Annotated in this window: 17 protein-coding genes; 7 read left to right on the top strand and 10 right to left on the bottom strand. The window is 69.1% G+C overall.

Annotated features, from left to right (window positions below; genetic code table 11):
* Nucleotides 1-8 precede the first annotated feature (8 nt).
* Nucleotides 9-980 (top strand): DUF1648 domain-containing protein, encoded by a 972-nt coding sequence (locus FND50_RS00455; protein WP_144284384.1) that lies wholly within the window; start codon nucleotides 9-11, stop codon nucleotides 978-980.
* Nucleotides 981-1,012: 32 nt separating this feature from the next.
* Here FND50_RS00455 and FND50_RS00460 read toward each other — a convergent pair whose 3' ends face one another.
* Nucleotides 1,013-1,690, bottom strand: coding sequence for a FadR/GntR family transcriptional regulator (locus tag FND50_RS00460; protein ID WP_005574062.1), 678 nt, complete (start codon nucleotides 1,688-1,690; stop codon nucleotides 1,013-1,015).
* A 68-nt stretch (nucleotides 1,691-1,758) separates the two neighbouring features.
* On the opposite strand from FND50_RS00460, the gene FND50_RS00465 reads away from it, so the two are divergent.
* Genes FND50_RS00465 through FND50_RS00475 form a run of 3 tightly spaced genes read left to right on the top strand, consistent with a single transcriptional unit; the run spans nucleotide 1,759 to nucleotide 4,826 of the window.
* Nucleotides 1,759-3,045: an MFS transporter gene (locus FND50_RS00465; protein WP_144284385.1), complete on the top strand. Its 1,287-nt coding sequence runs from the start codon at nucleotides 1,759-1,761 to the stop codon at nucleotides 3,043-3,045.
* On the top strand, nucleotides 3,042-4,034 hold the full coding sequence (locus tag FND50_RS00470) for a bile acid:sodium symporter family protein (protein WP_144284386.1): 993 nt from the start codon (nucleotides 3,042-3,044) through the stop codon (nucleotides 4,032-4,034). Before FND50_RS00465 ends, FND50_RS00470 begins: the two co-directional genes overlap by 4 nt.
* Before the next feature lie 9 nt (nucleotides 4,035-4,043).
* Nucleotides 4,044-4,826, top strand: coding sequence for a Mut7-C RNAse domain-containing protein (locus FND50_RS00475; protein WP_144284387.1), 783 nt, complete (start codon nucleotides 4,044-4,046; stop codon nucleotides 4,824-4,826).
* Here the strand turns inward: FND50_RS00475 and FND50_RS00480 are convergent.
* The 3 genes from FND50_RS00480 to FND50_RS00490 all read right to left on the bottom strand — a co-directional run bounded on the left by FND50_RS00480 (nucleotide 4,814) and on the right by FND50_RS00490 (nucleotide 6,441).
* A complete protein-coding gene (locus FND50_RS00480; RefSeq protein WP_005263530.1) occupies nucleotides 4,814-4,990 on the bottom strand; it encodes a hypothetical protein in 177 nt (58 codons plus the stop codon). The two genes, FND50_RS00475 and FND50_RS00480, sit on opposite strands and share 13 nt — an antisense overlap.
* A gap of 82 nt (nucleotides 4,991-5,072) precedes the next feature.
* A complete protein-coding gene (locus tag FND50_RS00485) occupies nucleotides 5,073-5,678 on the bottom strand; it encodes a YqgE/AlgH family protein (protein ID WP_005249144.1) in 606 nt (201 codons plus the stop codon).
* 67 nt (nucleotides 5,679-5,745) lie between these two features.
* On the bottom strand, nucleotides 5,746-6,441 hold the full coding sequence (locus tag FND50_RS00490; protein ID WP_144284388.1) for a TetR/AcrR family transcriptional regulator: 696 nt from the start codon (nucleotides 6,439-6,441) through the stop codon (nucleotides 5,746-5,748).
* 143 nt (nucleotides 6,442-6,584) lie between these two features.
* Here FND50_RS00490 and FND50_RS00495 point away from each other — a divergent pair, with 143 nt between their 5' ends.
* Nucleotides 6,585-7,526 carry an NAD-dependent epimerase/dehydratase family protein gene (locus FND50_RS00495; RefSeq protein WP_144284389.1) on the top strand — a complete coding sequence of 314 codons (942 nt, stop codon included), beginning with the start codon at nucleotides 6,585-6,587 and terminating at the stop codon, nucleotides 7,524-7,526.
* A gap of 10 nt (nucleotides 7,527-7,536) precedes the next feature.
* On the top strand, nucleotides 7,537-8,835 hold the full coding sequence (locus tag FND50_RS00500; RefSeq protein WP_144284390.1) for an MFS transporter: 1,299 nt from the start codon (nucleotides 7,537-7,539) through the stop codon (nucleotides 8,833-8,835).
* Nucleotides 8,836-8,843: 8 nt separating this feature from the next.
* Here FND50_RS00500 and FND50_RS00505 read toward each other — a convergent pair whose 3' ends face one another.
* Both FND50_RS00505 and FND50_RS37705 read right to left on the bottom strand, forming a co-directional pair.
* Nucleotides 8,844-9,254 (bottom strand): PaaI family thioesterase, encoded by a 411-nt coding sequence (locus tag FND50_RS00505; RefSeq protein ID WP_144284391.1) that lies wholly within the window; start codon nucleotides 9,252-9,254, stop codon nucleotides 8,844-8,846.
* Nucleotides 9,251-9,667: a hypothetical protein gene (locus tag FND50_RS37705; protein WP_005574074.1), complete on the bottom strand. Its 417-nt coding sequence runs from the start codon at nucleotides 9,665-9,667 to the stop codon at nucleotides 9,251-9,253. The genes FND50_RS00505 and FND50_RS37705 overlap by 4 nt, the downstream gene beginning before the upstream one ends.
* 214 nt (nucleotides 9,668-9,881) lie before the next feature.
* On the opposite strand from FND50_RS37705, the gene FND50_RS00515 reads away from it, so the two are divergent.
* Complete coding sequence (locus FND50_RS00515; protein ID WP_120660052.1) at nucleotides 9,882-11,435, top strand: DUF4185 domain-containing protein; 1,554 nt, start codon at nucleotides 9,882-9,884, stop codon at nucleotides 11,433-11,435.
* 21 nt (nucleotides 11,436-11,456) lie between these two features.
* Here the strand turns inward: FND50_RS00515 and FND50_RS00520 are convergent, their stop codons facing one another.
* From FND50_RS00520 to FND50_RS00535, 4 genes are read right to left on the bottom strand one after another with little or no spacing between them, the layout of a single operon-like run.
* Entirely contained in the window at nucleotides 11,457-12,536 is a 1,080-nt protein-coding gene (locus FND50_RS00520; RefSeq protein ID WP_007301444.1) for a sulfate/molybdate ABC transporter ATP-binding protein, read from the bottom strand.
* Entirely contained in the window at nucleotides 12,533-13,339 is an 807-nt protein-coding gene (locus FND50_RS00525; RefSeq protein ID WP_005572812.1) for an ABC transporter permease, read from the bottom strand. The genes FND50_RS00520 and FND50_RS00525 overlap by 4 nt, the downstream gene beginning before the upstream one ends.
* Nucleotides 13,336-14,145, bottom strand: coding sequence for a molybdate ABC transporter substrate-binding protein (gene modA, locus FND50_RS00530; protein ID WP_144284392.1), 810 nt, complete (start codon nucleotides 14,143-14,145; stop codon nucleotides 13,336-13,338). The genes FND50_RS00525 and modA overlap by 4 nt, the downstream gene beginning before the upstream one ends.
* Entirely contained in the window at nucleotides 14,142-14,546 is a 405-nt protein-coding gene (locus tag FND50_RS00535) for a molybdopterin-binding protein (RefSeq protein WP_144284393.1), read from the bottom strand. The genes modA and FND50_RS00535 overlap by 4 nt, the downstream gene beginning before the upstream one ends.
* Between the last annotated feature and the right edge of the window lie 47 nt (nucleotides 14,547-14,593).

Below are 14,593 nucleotides of genomic sequence, written 5' to 3' on the forward strand. Positions count from 1 at the left end.
CCCGTCCGGTGAAGTCCTCGCGCGTCGTCGACCCCGCAGGCGCAGTCTTCGGTCTCCTGCTGCCGGTGGTCGCCGCCCTGTGCGGGGTGATCCTCACGAAGTTCTGGGAACCGCGGCTTCCGGCGGAGATCGCCACCCACTGGACCACCACCTCGCCCGACGGCTTCGCCACCCCGATGTCCAGCGCCTGGACGTTTGCCCTGGTGACGGTGTTGTTCGGTGGCGGATGCGCCGCGATCGCCGCCCTGGCCCAGGCGATGCTGATGATGCGTCGCACGATGCTCGTCGTCGGATTGTCCGTGGTCGGTCTGATCCTGACGGTGCAAGTGGTGCTGCTCTACGTCCAACTCGACGTCACAGACGTCTCGAATACCGAACTTCCGTTGTGGTCGCTCGGCGTCGGCGTCGTGATCGGCGCGGTTGTCGGCCTGCTCGGCGCCGCCCTGCTGCGCGACTACCGGCCCCGGGTGTCCGCCACGAGTCCACCCGACCCCCGGTTGCCGCGCGCCGACGAGCCGGCGACGGTCGCGGACACGGTCGGTTTCGGCACCGTCGGCTCGCTGGTGTTGCTCCTGCTGCTCGGTGTCGCGCCCGCTGTCGCCGTCTGCCTGCTCGTCGACGGGTGGTGGCCCCTCGCGGTGTTCGTGCCGGTCGGGCTGCTGATCGTGAGCCTGCTTCGCTTCCGGGTGATCGTCGATCCGTCCGGTATCCGGGTGGTGAACATGGGCATGACCGCCCTGCAGTACGGCGTCGACGAGATCGAGGGCGCCCGCGTCGACGTGATCAAGCCGTTCGACGACTTCGGCGGCTGGGGACTCAAGGTGAAGGGCCGACGGAACTACGGCGTCGTGACGAGGACCGGTCCCGCCGTGATCGTCACGACCGCATGCGGCGACCGGCTGACCGTCACCAGCGCACGGGCCGAGGACATGGCCGGGGCGCTCAACACGTTCGCCGACAGGCGGCTCCGCCGCCCGTGAGTGGCCCGGGAGTGCAGGGACTCGTCAACCACTCACGGGCGGGAGGCCTGGTGCACCGCGTCGAGCACGCGGTCGAGGTAGCCGAGGGCGGCCCGGACCGCTGCGTCCTCGTCGCGGGCGGCGATCGCGTCGACGACGGCACGGTGGTCGTCGGTGGTCAGCGACGGGGGGTGGACGCCCTCGGTGAAGTCGTACGTGGCGCGGGTGGGTTCGAGGATGCCGGCGAACAGGTCGGACAGCACCGGATTGTGCGCGGCCTCCACGACCCCGAGGTGGAACGCGAGGTCGGCGTCCGCGAACCGGGACGGCTGATCCGTCGTTCGCTGCCGCTCGTCGAGTAGCGCGGACAGGGACCGCAGATCGTCGTCCGTGCGGCGACCGCATGCCAGGCGGACGGCCTCGGTCTCGAGCGCTCGCCGGACTTCGAAGACGTTCAGCATCTCGGCGACCGCGACCTGCCGCCCGAGCAGCCCGCCGATGTCGGTGCGGGCCCGCACGAACGTCCCGGACCCGCGCCGGATCTCGAGAATGCCCGTCGACGTGAGGGTCTTGATGGCCTCGCGCACGGTGTTGCGCCCGACCCCGAGCAGCGTCATCAGCTCGGGTTCCGTCGGAATCCGCTCGCCCACCGTCCAGTCGCCCTGGGCGATCCGGCCACGCATCCAGTCCAGGGACTGCTGATACGCGGACTCGCGCCGAACCACTGCCATGTACTCATCCTCACACCTCGCCGGCTCGCGACTGACGACCGGCCCGCCTAAACTACGTAGGACGTCCCATGTATTCGGACAGCCTGAGGAGGCGACCCCACACGTCCACGTCAACCGCTCACGCCGACACCACCGTCCCGACCGTCACCGCCCGCACCACCAGCCGCCACTTCCACGGCCTGAACTACCTCCTCGTCGTGCTGCTCCTCGGCGCCAACATCCCCACGGCGCTGTACTCGCTCTACCGCCACGAGTTCGGATTCACCCCGCTGGTCCAGACGCTGATCTTCGCCGTCTACGTCGCCGGACTGCTTCCCTCGCTGCTGTTCTTCGGCCCGCTGTCCGACGCACTGGGACGCCGCTTCGTGTTACTGGCCGCCATCTCCTTCAGCGCGCTGGGCGCCGTGGTCCTCGCGTTCGCCGACTCGACCATCTGGCTGTTCTTCGGCCGAATCGCCCAGGGCATCGCCGTCGGCGCGTGCTCGGCCGCCGGGTCCGCCGCCCTCATCGAGCACGAACCGGCCCGGAACCTGCGCCGTGCGGGTCTCGCCGCCACCCTCACCACCGCGCTCGGTGCGTCGCTGGGCCCGCTGTTCAGCGGGGCCGTCGCGCAGTACCTGCCGCACGCCCTGGTCCTGCCGTACGTGCTGTTCGCGCTGGCACTCCTGCCCGCGCTGATCATGGTGCTGCTGCTCCCCGCACCCACCGGCGGGCAGTCACGACCCACCCAGGTGTTCCAGGTCCCGCACGTCCCCGCACCCATCCGTCAGGTGTTCTGGCTGTCCGCCCTCGGCGTCGCGCTGGCGTGGGGCGCCGTCGGCCTGTTCCAGTCGGTGGTCCCGACGTGGATCATCGGCCTGCTCGGCGTGAGCAACCTCGTGGTCGCCGGCGGTGCCGCCGCACTGGTCATGATCTGCTCGGTGACAGCGCAACTCGTGGCCAATCGGCTCGGAACCGTACTCTGCCGAACCCTGGGCATCGGCGCCGTCGGCGCAGGCATGATCGGGTTGCTCGTCGTCGACTTCGTGCCGTCCCTCGCCCTGCTGTGCGTCGTGACCGTCATCGTCGGTGTGGGACACGGTCTCTCGTTCGCCGGAGCGATGCGGGCCGTGGGTGCCGCCGCCGCGGAGCACGCCCCCGACGCCCAGGGCGGGACGCTCGCCGCGTTCTTCACCGTCGGCTACGTCGGTCTCGCCGTGCCGTCCATCTGCGCGGGCATCGCCATCACCGTCCAGGGCATGCACGTGGCCATCATCGAACTCGCGATCATCGGCGCCGTCCTGTGCGGCGTCCTCGCGGTGCTGAGCGTCCGCACGAAGGGTCGTGACGACGCCGCTCTACCCTTGGCGCAGTGAAATTTCTCAGCCGGTTCCACCTCGACGGGTTCGTCCTCGGCATCGTCGCCGTGGCGATCCTGGGGAGCGTGTTCCCGGTGTCGGGGAGCGGTCAGACGGTGCTCGACTGGGCCACCCGGATCGCGATCGGCATCCTGTTCCTGCTGTACGGCGCGCGGCTGTCGCCGCAGGAGGCGCTGAAGGGGCTGAAACACTGGCGGCTGCATTCGGTCGTGTTCGCCGCGACGTTCGTGCTCTTCCCGCTGATCGGGCTCGCGCTGCGCATCCTCGTGCCGGGGGTGCTCAGCGAGGACCTGTACACCGGCATGCTGTACCTGTGCCTGGTTCCGTCGACGGTCCAGTCGTCGATCGCGTTCACGTCCATCGCCAAGGGCAACGTGGCCGGGGCGATCGTGAGCGCGTCGTTCTCCAATCTCATCGGTGTGTTCGTGACACCGGCGCTGGTGATCCTGCTGATGAACACCACCGGCGACGCCCGCGTCGATTTCTCGTCGATCCTCGACATCGTGCTGCAGCTTCTCCTGCCGTTCTTCGTCGGCCAGCTGATCCGGCCGTTCGTCATCGACTGGTTGCAGAAGCACTCCGAGCCCACCCGGATCGTGGATCGCGGCTCGATCTTCCTCGTGGTCTTCTCGGCGTTCAGCGCGAGCATGAACGAGGGAGTCTGGCACACCGTGACGGTCTGGCAGGTGATCGGTGTCGTACTGGTGTGCTGCGTCGTCCTCGCGGTCGTGCTCGCCGTCACGGCCCTGGCCGGCCGGAAGCTGGGATTCTCCGTTCCCGACCGGATCGTCATCGTCTTCTGCGGATCGAAGAAGAGTCTCGCGACGGGTCTGCCGATGGCCTCGGTCCTGTTCGTGGGACAGCCGGTGGGGCTGATCGTGCTGCCGCTGATGATCTTCCACCAGATCCAGCTGATCGTCTGCGCCGCGCTCGCGCAGCAGTATTCGAAGCGCAGCCGCGAGGAGTCGGCCAGTACTGTGGCATGAGGACGTGAAATGCCGATGCCCGAGCCACTTCGTCACTGCGAATTCCGCTTCTACGAGGAGCTGAACGACTTTCTGCCGCCGGTGCGGCGCAAGCACACTTTCGAGCACGAGTTCGACGGCACCCCGTCGGTGAAGGACCGGATCGAGGCGCTGGGCGTCCCGCACACCGAGGTGGATCTGATCCTCGTCGACGAGGTGTCGGTCGATTTCGCCCACCTGCTGCGCGGCGGCGAACGCGTCGCGGTGTACCCGATGTTCGAGCGACTCGATCTGACCGGAGTCACGAAACTGCGTCCCCGACCGCTGCGGGACCCGACGTTCGTGCTCGACGTGCATCTCGGCCGCCTCGCCCGCTACCTCCGCCTGCTGGGCTTCGACACCCGTTACCGCAACGACTTCGCCGACCCGGAACTGGTGGACATCTCCCTGTCCGAGCATCGCATCGTCCTGACCCGGGACACCGGCCTACTCAAGAGGTCGGCGCTCACCCACGGCGCGTTCCTGCACGAAACGGACCCACGCCGGCAGTTGCGGGAAGTTCTGGACCGCTTCGACCTTCGGTCGCGGATCTCGCCGTTCACCCGGTGCGCGCGCTGCAACGGGCTTCTCGCGCCGGTTACCCGTGCCGAGGCGCTCGCCGAGGCACCACCGGGCGTCGCGGGCAACGAACACGAGTTCAGCCGGTGCCGGGACTGCGCGCAGCTGTACTGGCCGGGCAGCCATCTTCCGAAGCTGCGCCGACGCCTGTCGGAGGTCGGGGTGATGCTCGAGGTGGGTTCTCAGGATGCGTGACGCAGCTGCTCGGCGAACTCCGCCGAGCACACGCAGTCGCCGAATTCGTCGCAGTCGATGATCAGTGCGTGCCGGGCCTCGGACAACTCGACGCACGACTCGTCCGTGCATTCTGCTCCGTAGAGCGTGTGCACGATCAATGTTCCGTGACAGGTGTCGATCACGTGTGCTGTCCTCCTCACTTCGTTCCCCACCTCTGTTGATACCACCCGTCCCCGACAGTCCAGGGACGTGCGCGGGGTGTGTCTAGTTGCGCTCGACGTCGATCGGGTGAGTGGCGAGCAGGGCGAGGGGGAGCGGCTGCCGGCGCAGCACCTGCGCCCACACGTCGACCCGGGCGGGAGCGACCACGTCCGACGCGAGGGCCGAGATGACGATCCAGTCGTCGCGCTGGAGTTCCGAGTCGAGCTGACCGTACGTCCATCCCGAGTAGCCGGCGAAGATCCGGACACCCTCCACCAGCGGGGCGATGACCTCGGGGTCGGAGTCGAGATCCACCATCACCACGCGGCCGTGGACCCGGCGCAGACCCGCGACACCGTCGGGCTGGGCGCCGGTGCGCAGTGTCGCCAGGCACAGTGCGGCGTCCCGTTTGACGGGGCCACCGACGTACAACGCGGACGGGCGCGCGGCGAGCGGCGCCCACTGTGGCAGCACGTCGTGCACCGCGGTTTCGCTGGGACGGTTGATGACCACGCCGAGGCTGCCGGCGTCGTTGTGCTCGATGACATAGATCACGGTGCGACGGAATGCGGGTTCGACGAGATCTGTGGACGAGACCAACAGGCTGCCGGGCCGGACCACCGGTTCCGTCGACGCCGTTCGATCTTCGGGTTCTTCTGCGTGCGCCACCTGAACATCATCCCACCGCGGCGGACGCGATGTGACGGAGGACGCGACCCGCGTCCGGTTCGCCGCTTTACGCCGCCGTCAGCCCCGCCGTCTCGGCCAGGACCGCGAGGTGGTGCTCGAACAGTGCCCCCGGTGTGGTGAACGTGTCGGCGCCGTACTGCCCGAACACCTCGAAGTTCACCGCCCCGAACAGCGCCGACCAGACCAGCACGCCGCGGGCGAGCAGATGGTCGGGGGTGGTGAGTCCGAGTTCGGCGCGGATGCGGTCGAGGTCTGCCGCGAGCTCGTCGTCGATGGGCGCCGCCGCGGCCGCCTCGAGCTTGCCCGCCCGGAACGCGTTGTCGAAGATCCCGACGAGTGCGTAGATCACCCGTGTCCCCGGAGTCGTGGTCTGCGCGCCGGGCGCGTGGTAGCCGGGAACCGGGCTGCCGAACAGCAATCCGTAGCGGGCGGGCTCGCGCAGCGCCCACTCGCGCACCGCACGGCCGAGCGCCAGGAACTGTTCCCGCGGTTCGGCTGTGGAGGCCACGGCCGCCTCCGCGGCGTCGCCGAGTTCGTTGTATCCGTCGACGACGAGCAGCGTCAGCAGTTCGTCGCGGCTCTTGACGTACCGGTAGACGGCGGACGACACGACGCCGAGGTCCCGTGCGACGGCCCGCAGCGACAGGGCAGCGGCGCCGACCGCGGCCAGCTGTTCGCGTCCGATCCTCGTGATGTCCTGCAGCGTCTGCTCGCGGGCGCGTTCTCGTGGTGTTCCTGGCATGGGGTTCAGCGTGGCAATTTCCGAGAGCGGTGTCAACAAACAAGAGCACTGCTCTTGACAATGCGGTCGAACGGGAGCATTCTCGAATCAGACAGAGAGCAGTGCTCTCGAATCGCCGAAATCGACTCACATCAGGAGCGGACATGTCGAACATCGAAATCGTCACCGGAGCGGGACCCGTCGGCTGGACCGTCGCCCTGCAGCTCGCCGAACAGGGACGGCAGGTGCGAGTCCTCACCCGCTCGGGCAGCGGCCCGGACCATCCCCTGATCGAGCGGCGGAAGGTCGACGTCTCCGACGCCCACGCGCTGCGTGAGGCATTCGACGGAGCAGTCGCCGTCTACCACTGCATCCACGCCGCCTACAGCGCCGACGCGTGGGAGCGCGAACTCCCCGCCGCCGAGCAGACCGTGCTCGCGGCCGCCGGCCACGTGGGCGCCGTCGTCGTGTTCCCCGAGAGCCTCTACTCGTACGACACGTCGCAGCAGCCGATGACCGAGCACACCCCGCGGTCGGCCGACTCCGGTAAGCGCGGCGTCCGGACCCGGTTGCTGAAGGCCCGCGCCGAGTCCTCGACCCCCACTGTGAGCGTCGTCGCGTCCGACTTCTTCGGACCGCAGGTGCTGAACGCGCACGCCGGCGAGCGCATGGTGCCCGTCGTCCTCGCGGGCAAGACGATGCGCGTCCTCGGTTCCGCCGACCTGCCCCACTCGTTCACGTACGTTCCCGACTTCGCGGCCACGATGATCGTCGCCGCCCACGACCGTGCGCTGTGGAACTCGGTGCTGCACGCACCGACCGTCCCGGCCGTCACCCAGCGGCAGATGGTCGAGGCCTACGCGAAGGCCGCCGGGGTTCCGATCCCGAAGGTGGGCACCCTGCCCGGCTGGGTGATCCGCGGCGGCGGGCTCGTGCACCAGGGCAGCCGCGAGCTGGCCGAGATGCTGTACCAGTTCGAGGAGCCGTTCGTGATGGACTCGTCCGAGAGCGAGGCCCGGCTCGGACTGACCCCGACGCCACTGGACCGGGCCGCCGAGGAGACCGTCCGGTGGTGGCAGGACAGGTCGGTCGCGGCCGCCGGATAGGCTCCTGTGAATGGCGAAACAGCTCGGCGACCGGCGTGAGGCGTGGCGCAGAACGGCGTACACCCTCCGGCGGTCGCCCGGGCTGGCCCGTCTCGCGACGGTGCGATTCGCCAGTCAGCTGGGCGACGGCATGTTCCAGACGGCGCTCGGCGGCGCGATTCTGTTCAACCCGGAGCGCGCAACGGATCCCGTCACGATCGCCGCCGGTTTCGCGGTACTGCTGCTCCCGTACTCGGTGATCGGACCGTACGCGGGCGCGCTCCTCGACCGCTGGGATCGCCGCGCCGTGCTGCTGTGGGCGAATGTTCTGCGCGGACTGCTGATTCTGGTGACGGCCGTATTGCTGGAGACCGGGACCGGTGAGTCCGCGCTCCTCCTCCTCGCCCTCGCCGCCATCGGTGTGAGCCGGTTCGTTCTCGCGGGAGTTTCGGCGGCGCTGCCGCGAGTGGTGCACCGGTCCTGGCTCGTGGCCACCAATTCGGTGCTCGCCACCACGGGCTCCGTCCTCGCCGCACTCGGAGCCGCGACATCGGTCGCCATCATCTCCCTCGTGGGCGCCGGCGACCGCGGCTCGGGAATCGCCGTCGCGGCAGCCGCCTGCGGTTCCGCGGTGGCCGCGTTCGCGGCGTCGCGCTTCCACCATCGGCTCCTCGGTCCGCACGCCGACGAGAAGCCCGCATATGGGGCGGTCCGCGCCGTCGCCGCCGGACTGCGCACCGGAGCGGTCGCGGTGTGGCAGTCACCGGGCGTCACGACCGCAATGATCGGAATAGGCACGCACCGGATCGTTTTCGGTGTCAACACGCTGATCATGGTTCTGGTGCTCCGCGACACCGCCACCGTCAGCGCCCTGCCCGGCGGTCTGGCCGGGTTCGGTGTCGCGGTCGGCGCCACCGCCGCGGGCATGCTGCTGGCGGCGATCTCGACACCGTTCCTGATCCCGCGCGTCGGACGGTCCCGCACCATCGTCGGCGGCCTGATTCTCGCCCTCCTCGTGCAGTGCACGCTCGTCGCGTTCCTCACGCAGGCGTCGCTGCTGTGCGGCGCGCTCCTCCTCGGATTCGCCGGGCAGTCCATCAAACTCACCGGGGACGCGGCGATGCAGATCGAGATCGAGGACGACCGCCGGGGACAGGTGTTCGCGCTGCAGGACACGGTGTTCAACGTGGCCTTCATCGCGTCGATCGCCGCGGCCTCCCTCGTGATCGCCCCCGACGGCCGATCACTTGGACTGGTACTCGCGGGTGGTGCGGCCTACGGCCTCGGACTGCTCGGCATCCTGCTCAACTCCCGGCGCGAACCTGCCTGAGAACCGGGCTATTTCGACCCCGGCATGGGCACGTTCTGCAATCGGACCTGACCGCGAGCCACCTCCTTCCCGGTGTCGGTCGCGGTGATCACCACCGACCACAACTGCTGCACCCGGCCCTGCTGGACGGGCACCGCGACCACGTCGACCCGCCCCTCGGTGCGGGCCCGCAGGAAGTCGGTGCCGTTGTGCACGCCCACCGCGAACTCACCACGGTCGGCGACCGCGGTACTCGCGCCGATGCTCGCGGCCGATTCGACCGCCGTCGTGTAGACGCCGCCGTGCACCACGCCCCAGGGTGTGTGGTGGTCGGTGGACAGGTCGATGTGGCCGACGACCTTCGTCCCGGACACCTCGTCGAGTTCCAGGCCGGCAGCGGCGACGAAGGCGCTCGCCGCCTCCCGCGTGAGATCGGTCATGGTGTGTTCCCCTCATCGGACACTCGGTTAGTTTGAAATCCCAACCCACCTTGCCCGGCGTCGGCCCTGACGTCAATGGTCCCGGCGGCGCCGATCATCGGATCGGGGCGCCACGTGTGTACCGCCGCGATCACCGGTGGCTCGGCCATCGTCATCTCGACATTCCACGTCCCGTTACCGGACGGGTCGGTGAAGTAGCGGGCCTCGTCGTCGGCGTCGTAGTCGAGCACCGACCGATCGGCCACGCCGTCGCCGTCCGAATCCCACATCGCGTCGTCGAGAAGGCCGTCACCGTCGAAATCCAAGCGCACGGCGTCGACACCGCCGGACGACCCCAGGTCGAGATCGGCGGGTGACGTCCACGCCGTCGGGGCGTCGGCACCGGTTCCGAACGAATACTCGAGAGGATCCATATAAAGGTATGACGCAGCGGAATCGGATCCGGTTCCACCCGCACCCGAAGAAATTTCCCTCGCGACAGTGAGACCGCACTGTGACCGGACGGGCCGGGCTCGTGCGCTGAGGATGCCGTCGCCGGGTGTTATCTTCAACCCGAACGTGCAGGTCGGTCCGCCATTACTCCGACCACCGATCTGGAGGGGTCCCGTGGTCGAGAAGTCATGGTCTGTGGCCGGAGTGCCGCTGTGCGTCGCCGCCGTCGTGGCCGCGACGATCGGCTTCACCGCTGCCCCCGCCGCGGCCGAAACCACTCCGTGGCTGCCCGTGAACGCGTGCGGCGAGACCGGATTCAACCCGGCGAAGGAACCGCCGAGTCCGGGCGGCGGCCCACTGCTTCCGCCCATTCCCCCGGCCGTGAGCATCCCGATCCCGTACCCCGACTTCGTGCCCGTGCCGGTCCCCGGACCGACCGCCGACCAGACGCGTGTCGCCCAGGACCTTCCCGCCGACCCGTGCGCGGACCCGTGCCCCGACCTCACCGATCCTGTCGACGAACCGGAGACCGATCCCGGGTCCTCCGGTTCGGCAGGCTCTTCCGGTTCCGCAGGCTCTTCCGGCTCCGCGGGGTCGTCGGGTTCGTCCGGCTCGAGTGCGCTGCCCATACCGAAGATCTCCATCGATCCGCGTCCCGAAACCATTCCCATCCCCGTTCCCGGCGGCCCCGGACCCGAACCGCAGCCGGCGCCGCCCGTCCAGATCAACCCGGCCGAACGGGGTTTCCTCACCGCACCCGTGGCGAAGCCGGAGGTCGGCGATGTCCGGCTGGTGTCGCAACTGACGGGCCGCGGTTCGGAAAACCGCACGGACAAGCGCTGGCAGGTCGACGGCACCGACCTCGGCATCACCTGGGAGACGAAGCCGGGCGAGGTCGCGGTCGCGTTCGGCGACACGTTCGGCAAGGACTGGGCTCCGCCCGGCGCGTTCGGCGAGGACTGGCGGAGCAACGTTCTCGGCCACAGCACCGACACCGACCTGTCGGACGGCATGACCATCGACAGCATGGTCCAGGACAGCCGGTGCCATGCCGCCGAGATCATCGACAGCAGGCACATCAACAACTTCGAGACCACCACCATCCCCACGTCGGGGTTCGCGATCGGTGACCGTCAGTACCTCAGCTACATGTCGGTGAAGCGCTGGAGCATGGTCCCCGGCATGTGGTACACGAACTACGGCGGCATCGCCTACTCCGACGACAACGGGCAGACCTGGACCAAGGACCAGCACGCCAAGTGGGACAACATCTTCGGCGCCCGATTCCAGGTGTCCGCTATGGTGCCGCAGGGCGACTACGTGTACATGTTCGGCACCCCCAACGGGCGGATCGGCACCATCGGCCTGGCCCGGGTGCCGGTCGATCAGGTCCTCAACACCACGTCGTACCAGTACTGGTCGGACGGCACGTGGACCCCGGTGTCCCAGCACCTCGCGACCCCCATCGTCGGTGGGGTGGCCAGCGAACTGTCCGTCCGCTACGACGCGACCGCGGGCACCTGGCTGATGAGCTACCTCGAACCCGTCGGCGGCTCGATCATCCTGCGGCGGTCGTCGAGCCCGCAGGGTGCGTGGTCGGCCGGCGCGACGCTCGTCGACACGGCCGACTACCCGATGGCCTACGGCGGCTTCATGCATCCGTGGTCGACGGACAAGGATCTGTATTTCACGATCTCCGAGTGGGACAGCTACAACGTCTACCTGATGCACGCGTCCCTGCACCCGTGAGTACTTGTTAACTGCCCGCGGTTAACAAGTACGCACGGCATGGAGGGCGACCTCGGTGGCCTTGACGACGAAGAACACGTCCAGGCCCGGCACCAGATCGAGTTCCGCGACGGACGCCGCCGTCACGTCGGCGCTGAGTTCGAACCGGCTTCCGGCTTCGGCGGCCCGCACCCGGACCGTCGGCCCACGCACCTCGATCTCCGAGATGGACACCCGGAAGACGTTGCGCGGACTTCCTTCCGGAGAGCGTCGGTGGACGGCCACCGAATGGGGAGCGAACACCGCGACCGCCGGCGCGCCCGGCACGAAATCCGCGTCGGGCAGACCGTGCAGCCGAACACCGGTCTCGGTCTCGAAGCCGTCCTGCGCCCCGAACACCGGAACCAGGTTGAGCCCGGCGATTCGCGCGGCGAACGCGCTGCGGGGCCGCGTCAGCACGTCTCGCACGGAGCCGAATTCGACCACCTGACCGCCCTCGACGACGATCACCCGGTCGGCCAGCGCCAGCGCGTCGAGGATATCGTGGGTGACCACGACCGCGGTCCGGTTCCCTTCCCGCAGCACCCGCCGGAGCAGTACGCGCAGGGCGGGCGCCGCGGCCACGTCGAGCGCCGCCATGGGTTCGTCGAGCAGGAGGGCCTGGGGCTCGGCCGCGAGCGCTCGGGCCACCGCGACCCGCTGAGCCTGCCCCCCGGACAGCTCGTGCGGGCGGCGGTCGGCGAACTGCGTCGCATCCACTGCGTCCAGCCATTTCTCGGCGATCGCGCGCGCCTCCCGACGTCCCCGGCCGGCACTGCGCGGGGCGAACGCCACGTTGGCGGCCACCGTCAGATGCGGGAACAACAGCGCCTGCTGTGCGAGCAGCGCGACCCCGCGCCGGTGTGGGGGCACTGCGACGCCCCGGGTGGTGTCGGTGAGCACGCGACCGTTCAGTTCGACGCGTCCGACGTCGGGGCGCACCAGGCCGGCGACCACCGAGAGCGCCGTCGATTTCCCGGCACCGTTCGGTCCGAGCACCGCCAGCACCTCACCCTCGCCGAGGTCGAACCCCACGTCGACGCCACGCGCATCCACCCGCGCCTCGACGCTCAGGCCGGTCACAGCGCGGCCCTCGACGCCCAGCCCCGCGAACCCACCACGATGAGCACCGCGACCACGACCAGCACCAGCGACAACGCCACGGCCGCATCGGCGTCGGTCTCCCGCTGCAGGTAGATCTCGAGCGGCAGCGTTCGCGTGACACCCTGCAGGCTGCCCGCGAACGTCAGCGTGGCCCCGAACTCGCCGAGCGCCCGCGCGAACGACAACACCGCCCCCGACACCAGCCCGGGCAGCACCAGCGGCAGTGTCACCCGCCGGAAGACGGTGGTGGGGCTCGCGCCGAGTGTCGCGGCGGCGTGCTCGTACCGGCTGCCTGCGGTCCGGAGTGAACCCTCGAGGCTCACCACGAGGAACGGCAGCGCGACGAACGTCTGCGCGAGCACGACGGCCGTGGTGGTGAACGCGATGTGGATGCCCGCGACCTCGAGGTGCTGCCCGATCAGACCCTTGCGGCCGAACGTGTACAGCAGGGCGATACCCCCGACCACCGGTGGAAGCACCAGCGGCAGGAGCACCAGTGACCGCAGCACGTGCAGTCCGCGAAAACTGCTGCGCGACAGCACTGCCGCCATCGGAACCCCCAGCAGGACGCACAGCACGGTGCTCAGGGCTGCGGTCCGCAGGCTCAGTTCCAGCGCCGCGAGCGAGGATTCCGACGTAACCAGCTGGAAGAACCGCGACCAGTCGACGCTCGCCAGCATCGCGAACAGCGGCAGGACGACGAACAGTCCGCCCAGTGCCGCCGGGACGAAGATCCAGCCCGGAAGCCCGGACGGGACTCTGACGCGCGCGCCCCGGATCACGGCTGGGCGAATCCGGCCTTCGCGAGCACTGCCTGACCGTCGGGTCCCGTGACGAGGTCGACGAAGCCCTGCGCCGCGTCCGGTGCCTTCGAAGCGGACAGCGTCGCAATGGGATAGGTGTTCACTGCCTGCGCGGCCTCGGGGAATGCCACAGCTGTCACCTTGTCGCCGGCGCTCGCCGCGTCCGTGACGTACACGACGCCGGCGTCGGCCTGACCGGCTGTCACCTTGTTCAGCACGTCGGTCACCGACGACTCCTCGCTGACCGGGCTGAGGTCGACACCCGACGCGGTCTCGACCTTCTGCGTCGCGGAACCGCACGGAACTTGCGGGGCACACGTGACCACCAGCGTCCCCTCACGGTTCAGATCCGCGAAGGACGTGATGCCCTTGGGGTTTCCGGGTGCCGTCACGATGATAAGCGTGTTGGTGGCGAAGTCGACGGGACTGCCCTCGACGAGCCCGGCGTCGACCACCTTCGTCATGTTGGTGGTATCGGCGGACGCGAACACGTCGGCCGAGGCGCCCTGGTCGAGTTGAGCGGCGAGGTCGGAGGAACCCGCGAAGCTGAACTCCACGTGGGATCCGGGGTTCGCGGTCTCGTACATCTGGCCGAGTTCCGTGAACGTACTCTTCAGCGACGCCGCGGCGAACACCGTGATGTCGCCACCCGCTGCGGACGCGGACGTCGCCTCGGCGGAACCCGAGGCGCCGCCGTCGTCGTTCGAACCGCAGCCGGTGAGAAGGCCGAGACCGAGTGCGGCCGCAGCAACCCCCGTCGTGGCCCGCCGCCAGGACGACTTCATGAAACGTCTCCAGGTGTTTCGACGATCACCGTGGTCGACTTGACGACGGCTACCGCGACCTTGCCGGGCTCGAGCCCGAGGTCGCGCACGGCTTCACTGCTCATCAGGGAGACGACGCGGAAAGGCCCGCACTGCATCTCGACCTGGGCCATCACCGTGTCCATCACCACCGCGGTCACGATGCCGGTGAATCGGTTACGTGCCGAGGACTCCGATCCGAGCAGATCGGGCGACTTCGAGGCATTGGCGCGCGCGAACTCGGCGAGTGCGGGGCCGTCGACGACCTTGCGGCCCGACTCGTCCTTCTCCGCCGCGAGGCTGCCGTTGTCGATCCACCGCCGGACTGTGTCGTCGCTGACGCCGAGCAGTTCTGCGGCTTGTCGTATCCGGATTCCCGTCATCCGAGAATTGTCCGCGCATGCGTCATGACCGACATCCTATGTCGGCA

The sequence above is a fragment of the Rhodococcus sp. WB9 genome (assembly GCF_007558985.1).
Lineage (GTDB): Bacteria > Actinomycetota > Actinomycetes > Mycobacteriales > Mycobacteriaceae > Rhodococcus_F > Rhodococcus_F opacus.

Coding starts and splice junctions, on each gene's coding strand:
- FND50_RS00495 (WP_144284389.1), top strand. CDS start 6,585: ATGTCGAACATCGAAATCGTCACCGGAGCGGGACCCGTCGGCTGGACC.
- FND50_RS00475 (WP_144284387.1), top strand. CDS start 4,044: ATGCCGATGCCCGAGCCACTTCGTCACTGCGAATTCCGCTTCTACGAG.
- modA (WP_144284392.1), bottom strand. CDS start 14,145: ATGAAGTCGTCCTGGCGGCGGGCCACGACGGGGGTTGCTGCGGCCGCA.
- FND50_RS00465 (WP_144284385.1), top strand. CDS start 1,759: ATGTATTCGGACAGCCTGAGGAGGCGACCCCACACGTCCACGTCAACC.
- FND50_RS00500 (WP_144284390.1), top strand. CDS start 7,537: ATGGCGAAACAGCTCGGCGACCGGCGTGAGGCGTGGCGCAGAACGGCG.
- FND50_RS00535 (WP_144284393.1), bottom strand. CDS start 14,546: ATGACGGGAATCCGGATACGACAAGCCGCAGAACTGCTCGGCGTCAGC.
- FND50_RS00505 (WP_144284391.1), bottom strand. CDS start 9,254: ATGACCGATCTCACGCGGGAGGCGGCGAGCGCCTTCGTCGCCGCTGCC.
- FND50_RS00460 (WP_005574062.1), bottom strand. CDS start 1,690: ATGGCAGTGGTTCGGCGCGAGTCCGCGTATCAGCAGTCCCTGGACTGG.
- FND50_RS37705 (WP_005574074.1), bottom strand. CDS start 9,667: ATGGATCCTCTCGAGTATTCGTTCGGAACCGGTGCCGACGCCCCGACG.
- FND50_RS00490 (WP_144284388.1), bottom strand. CDS start 6,441: ATGCCAGGAACACCACGAGAACGCGCCCGCGAGCAGACGCTGCAGGAC.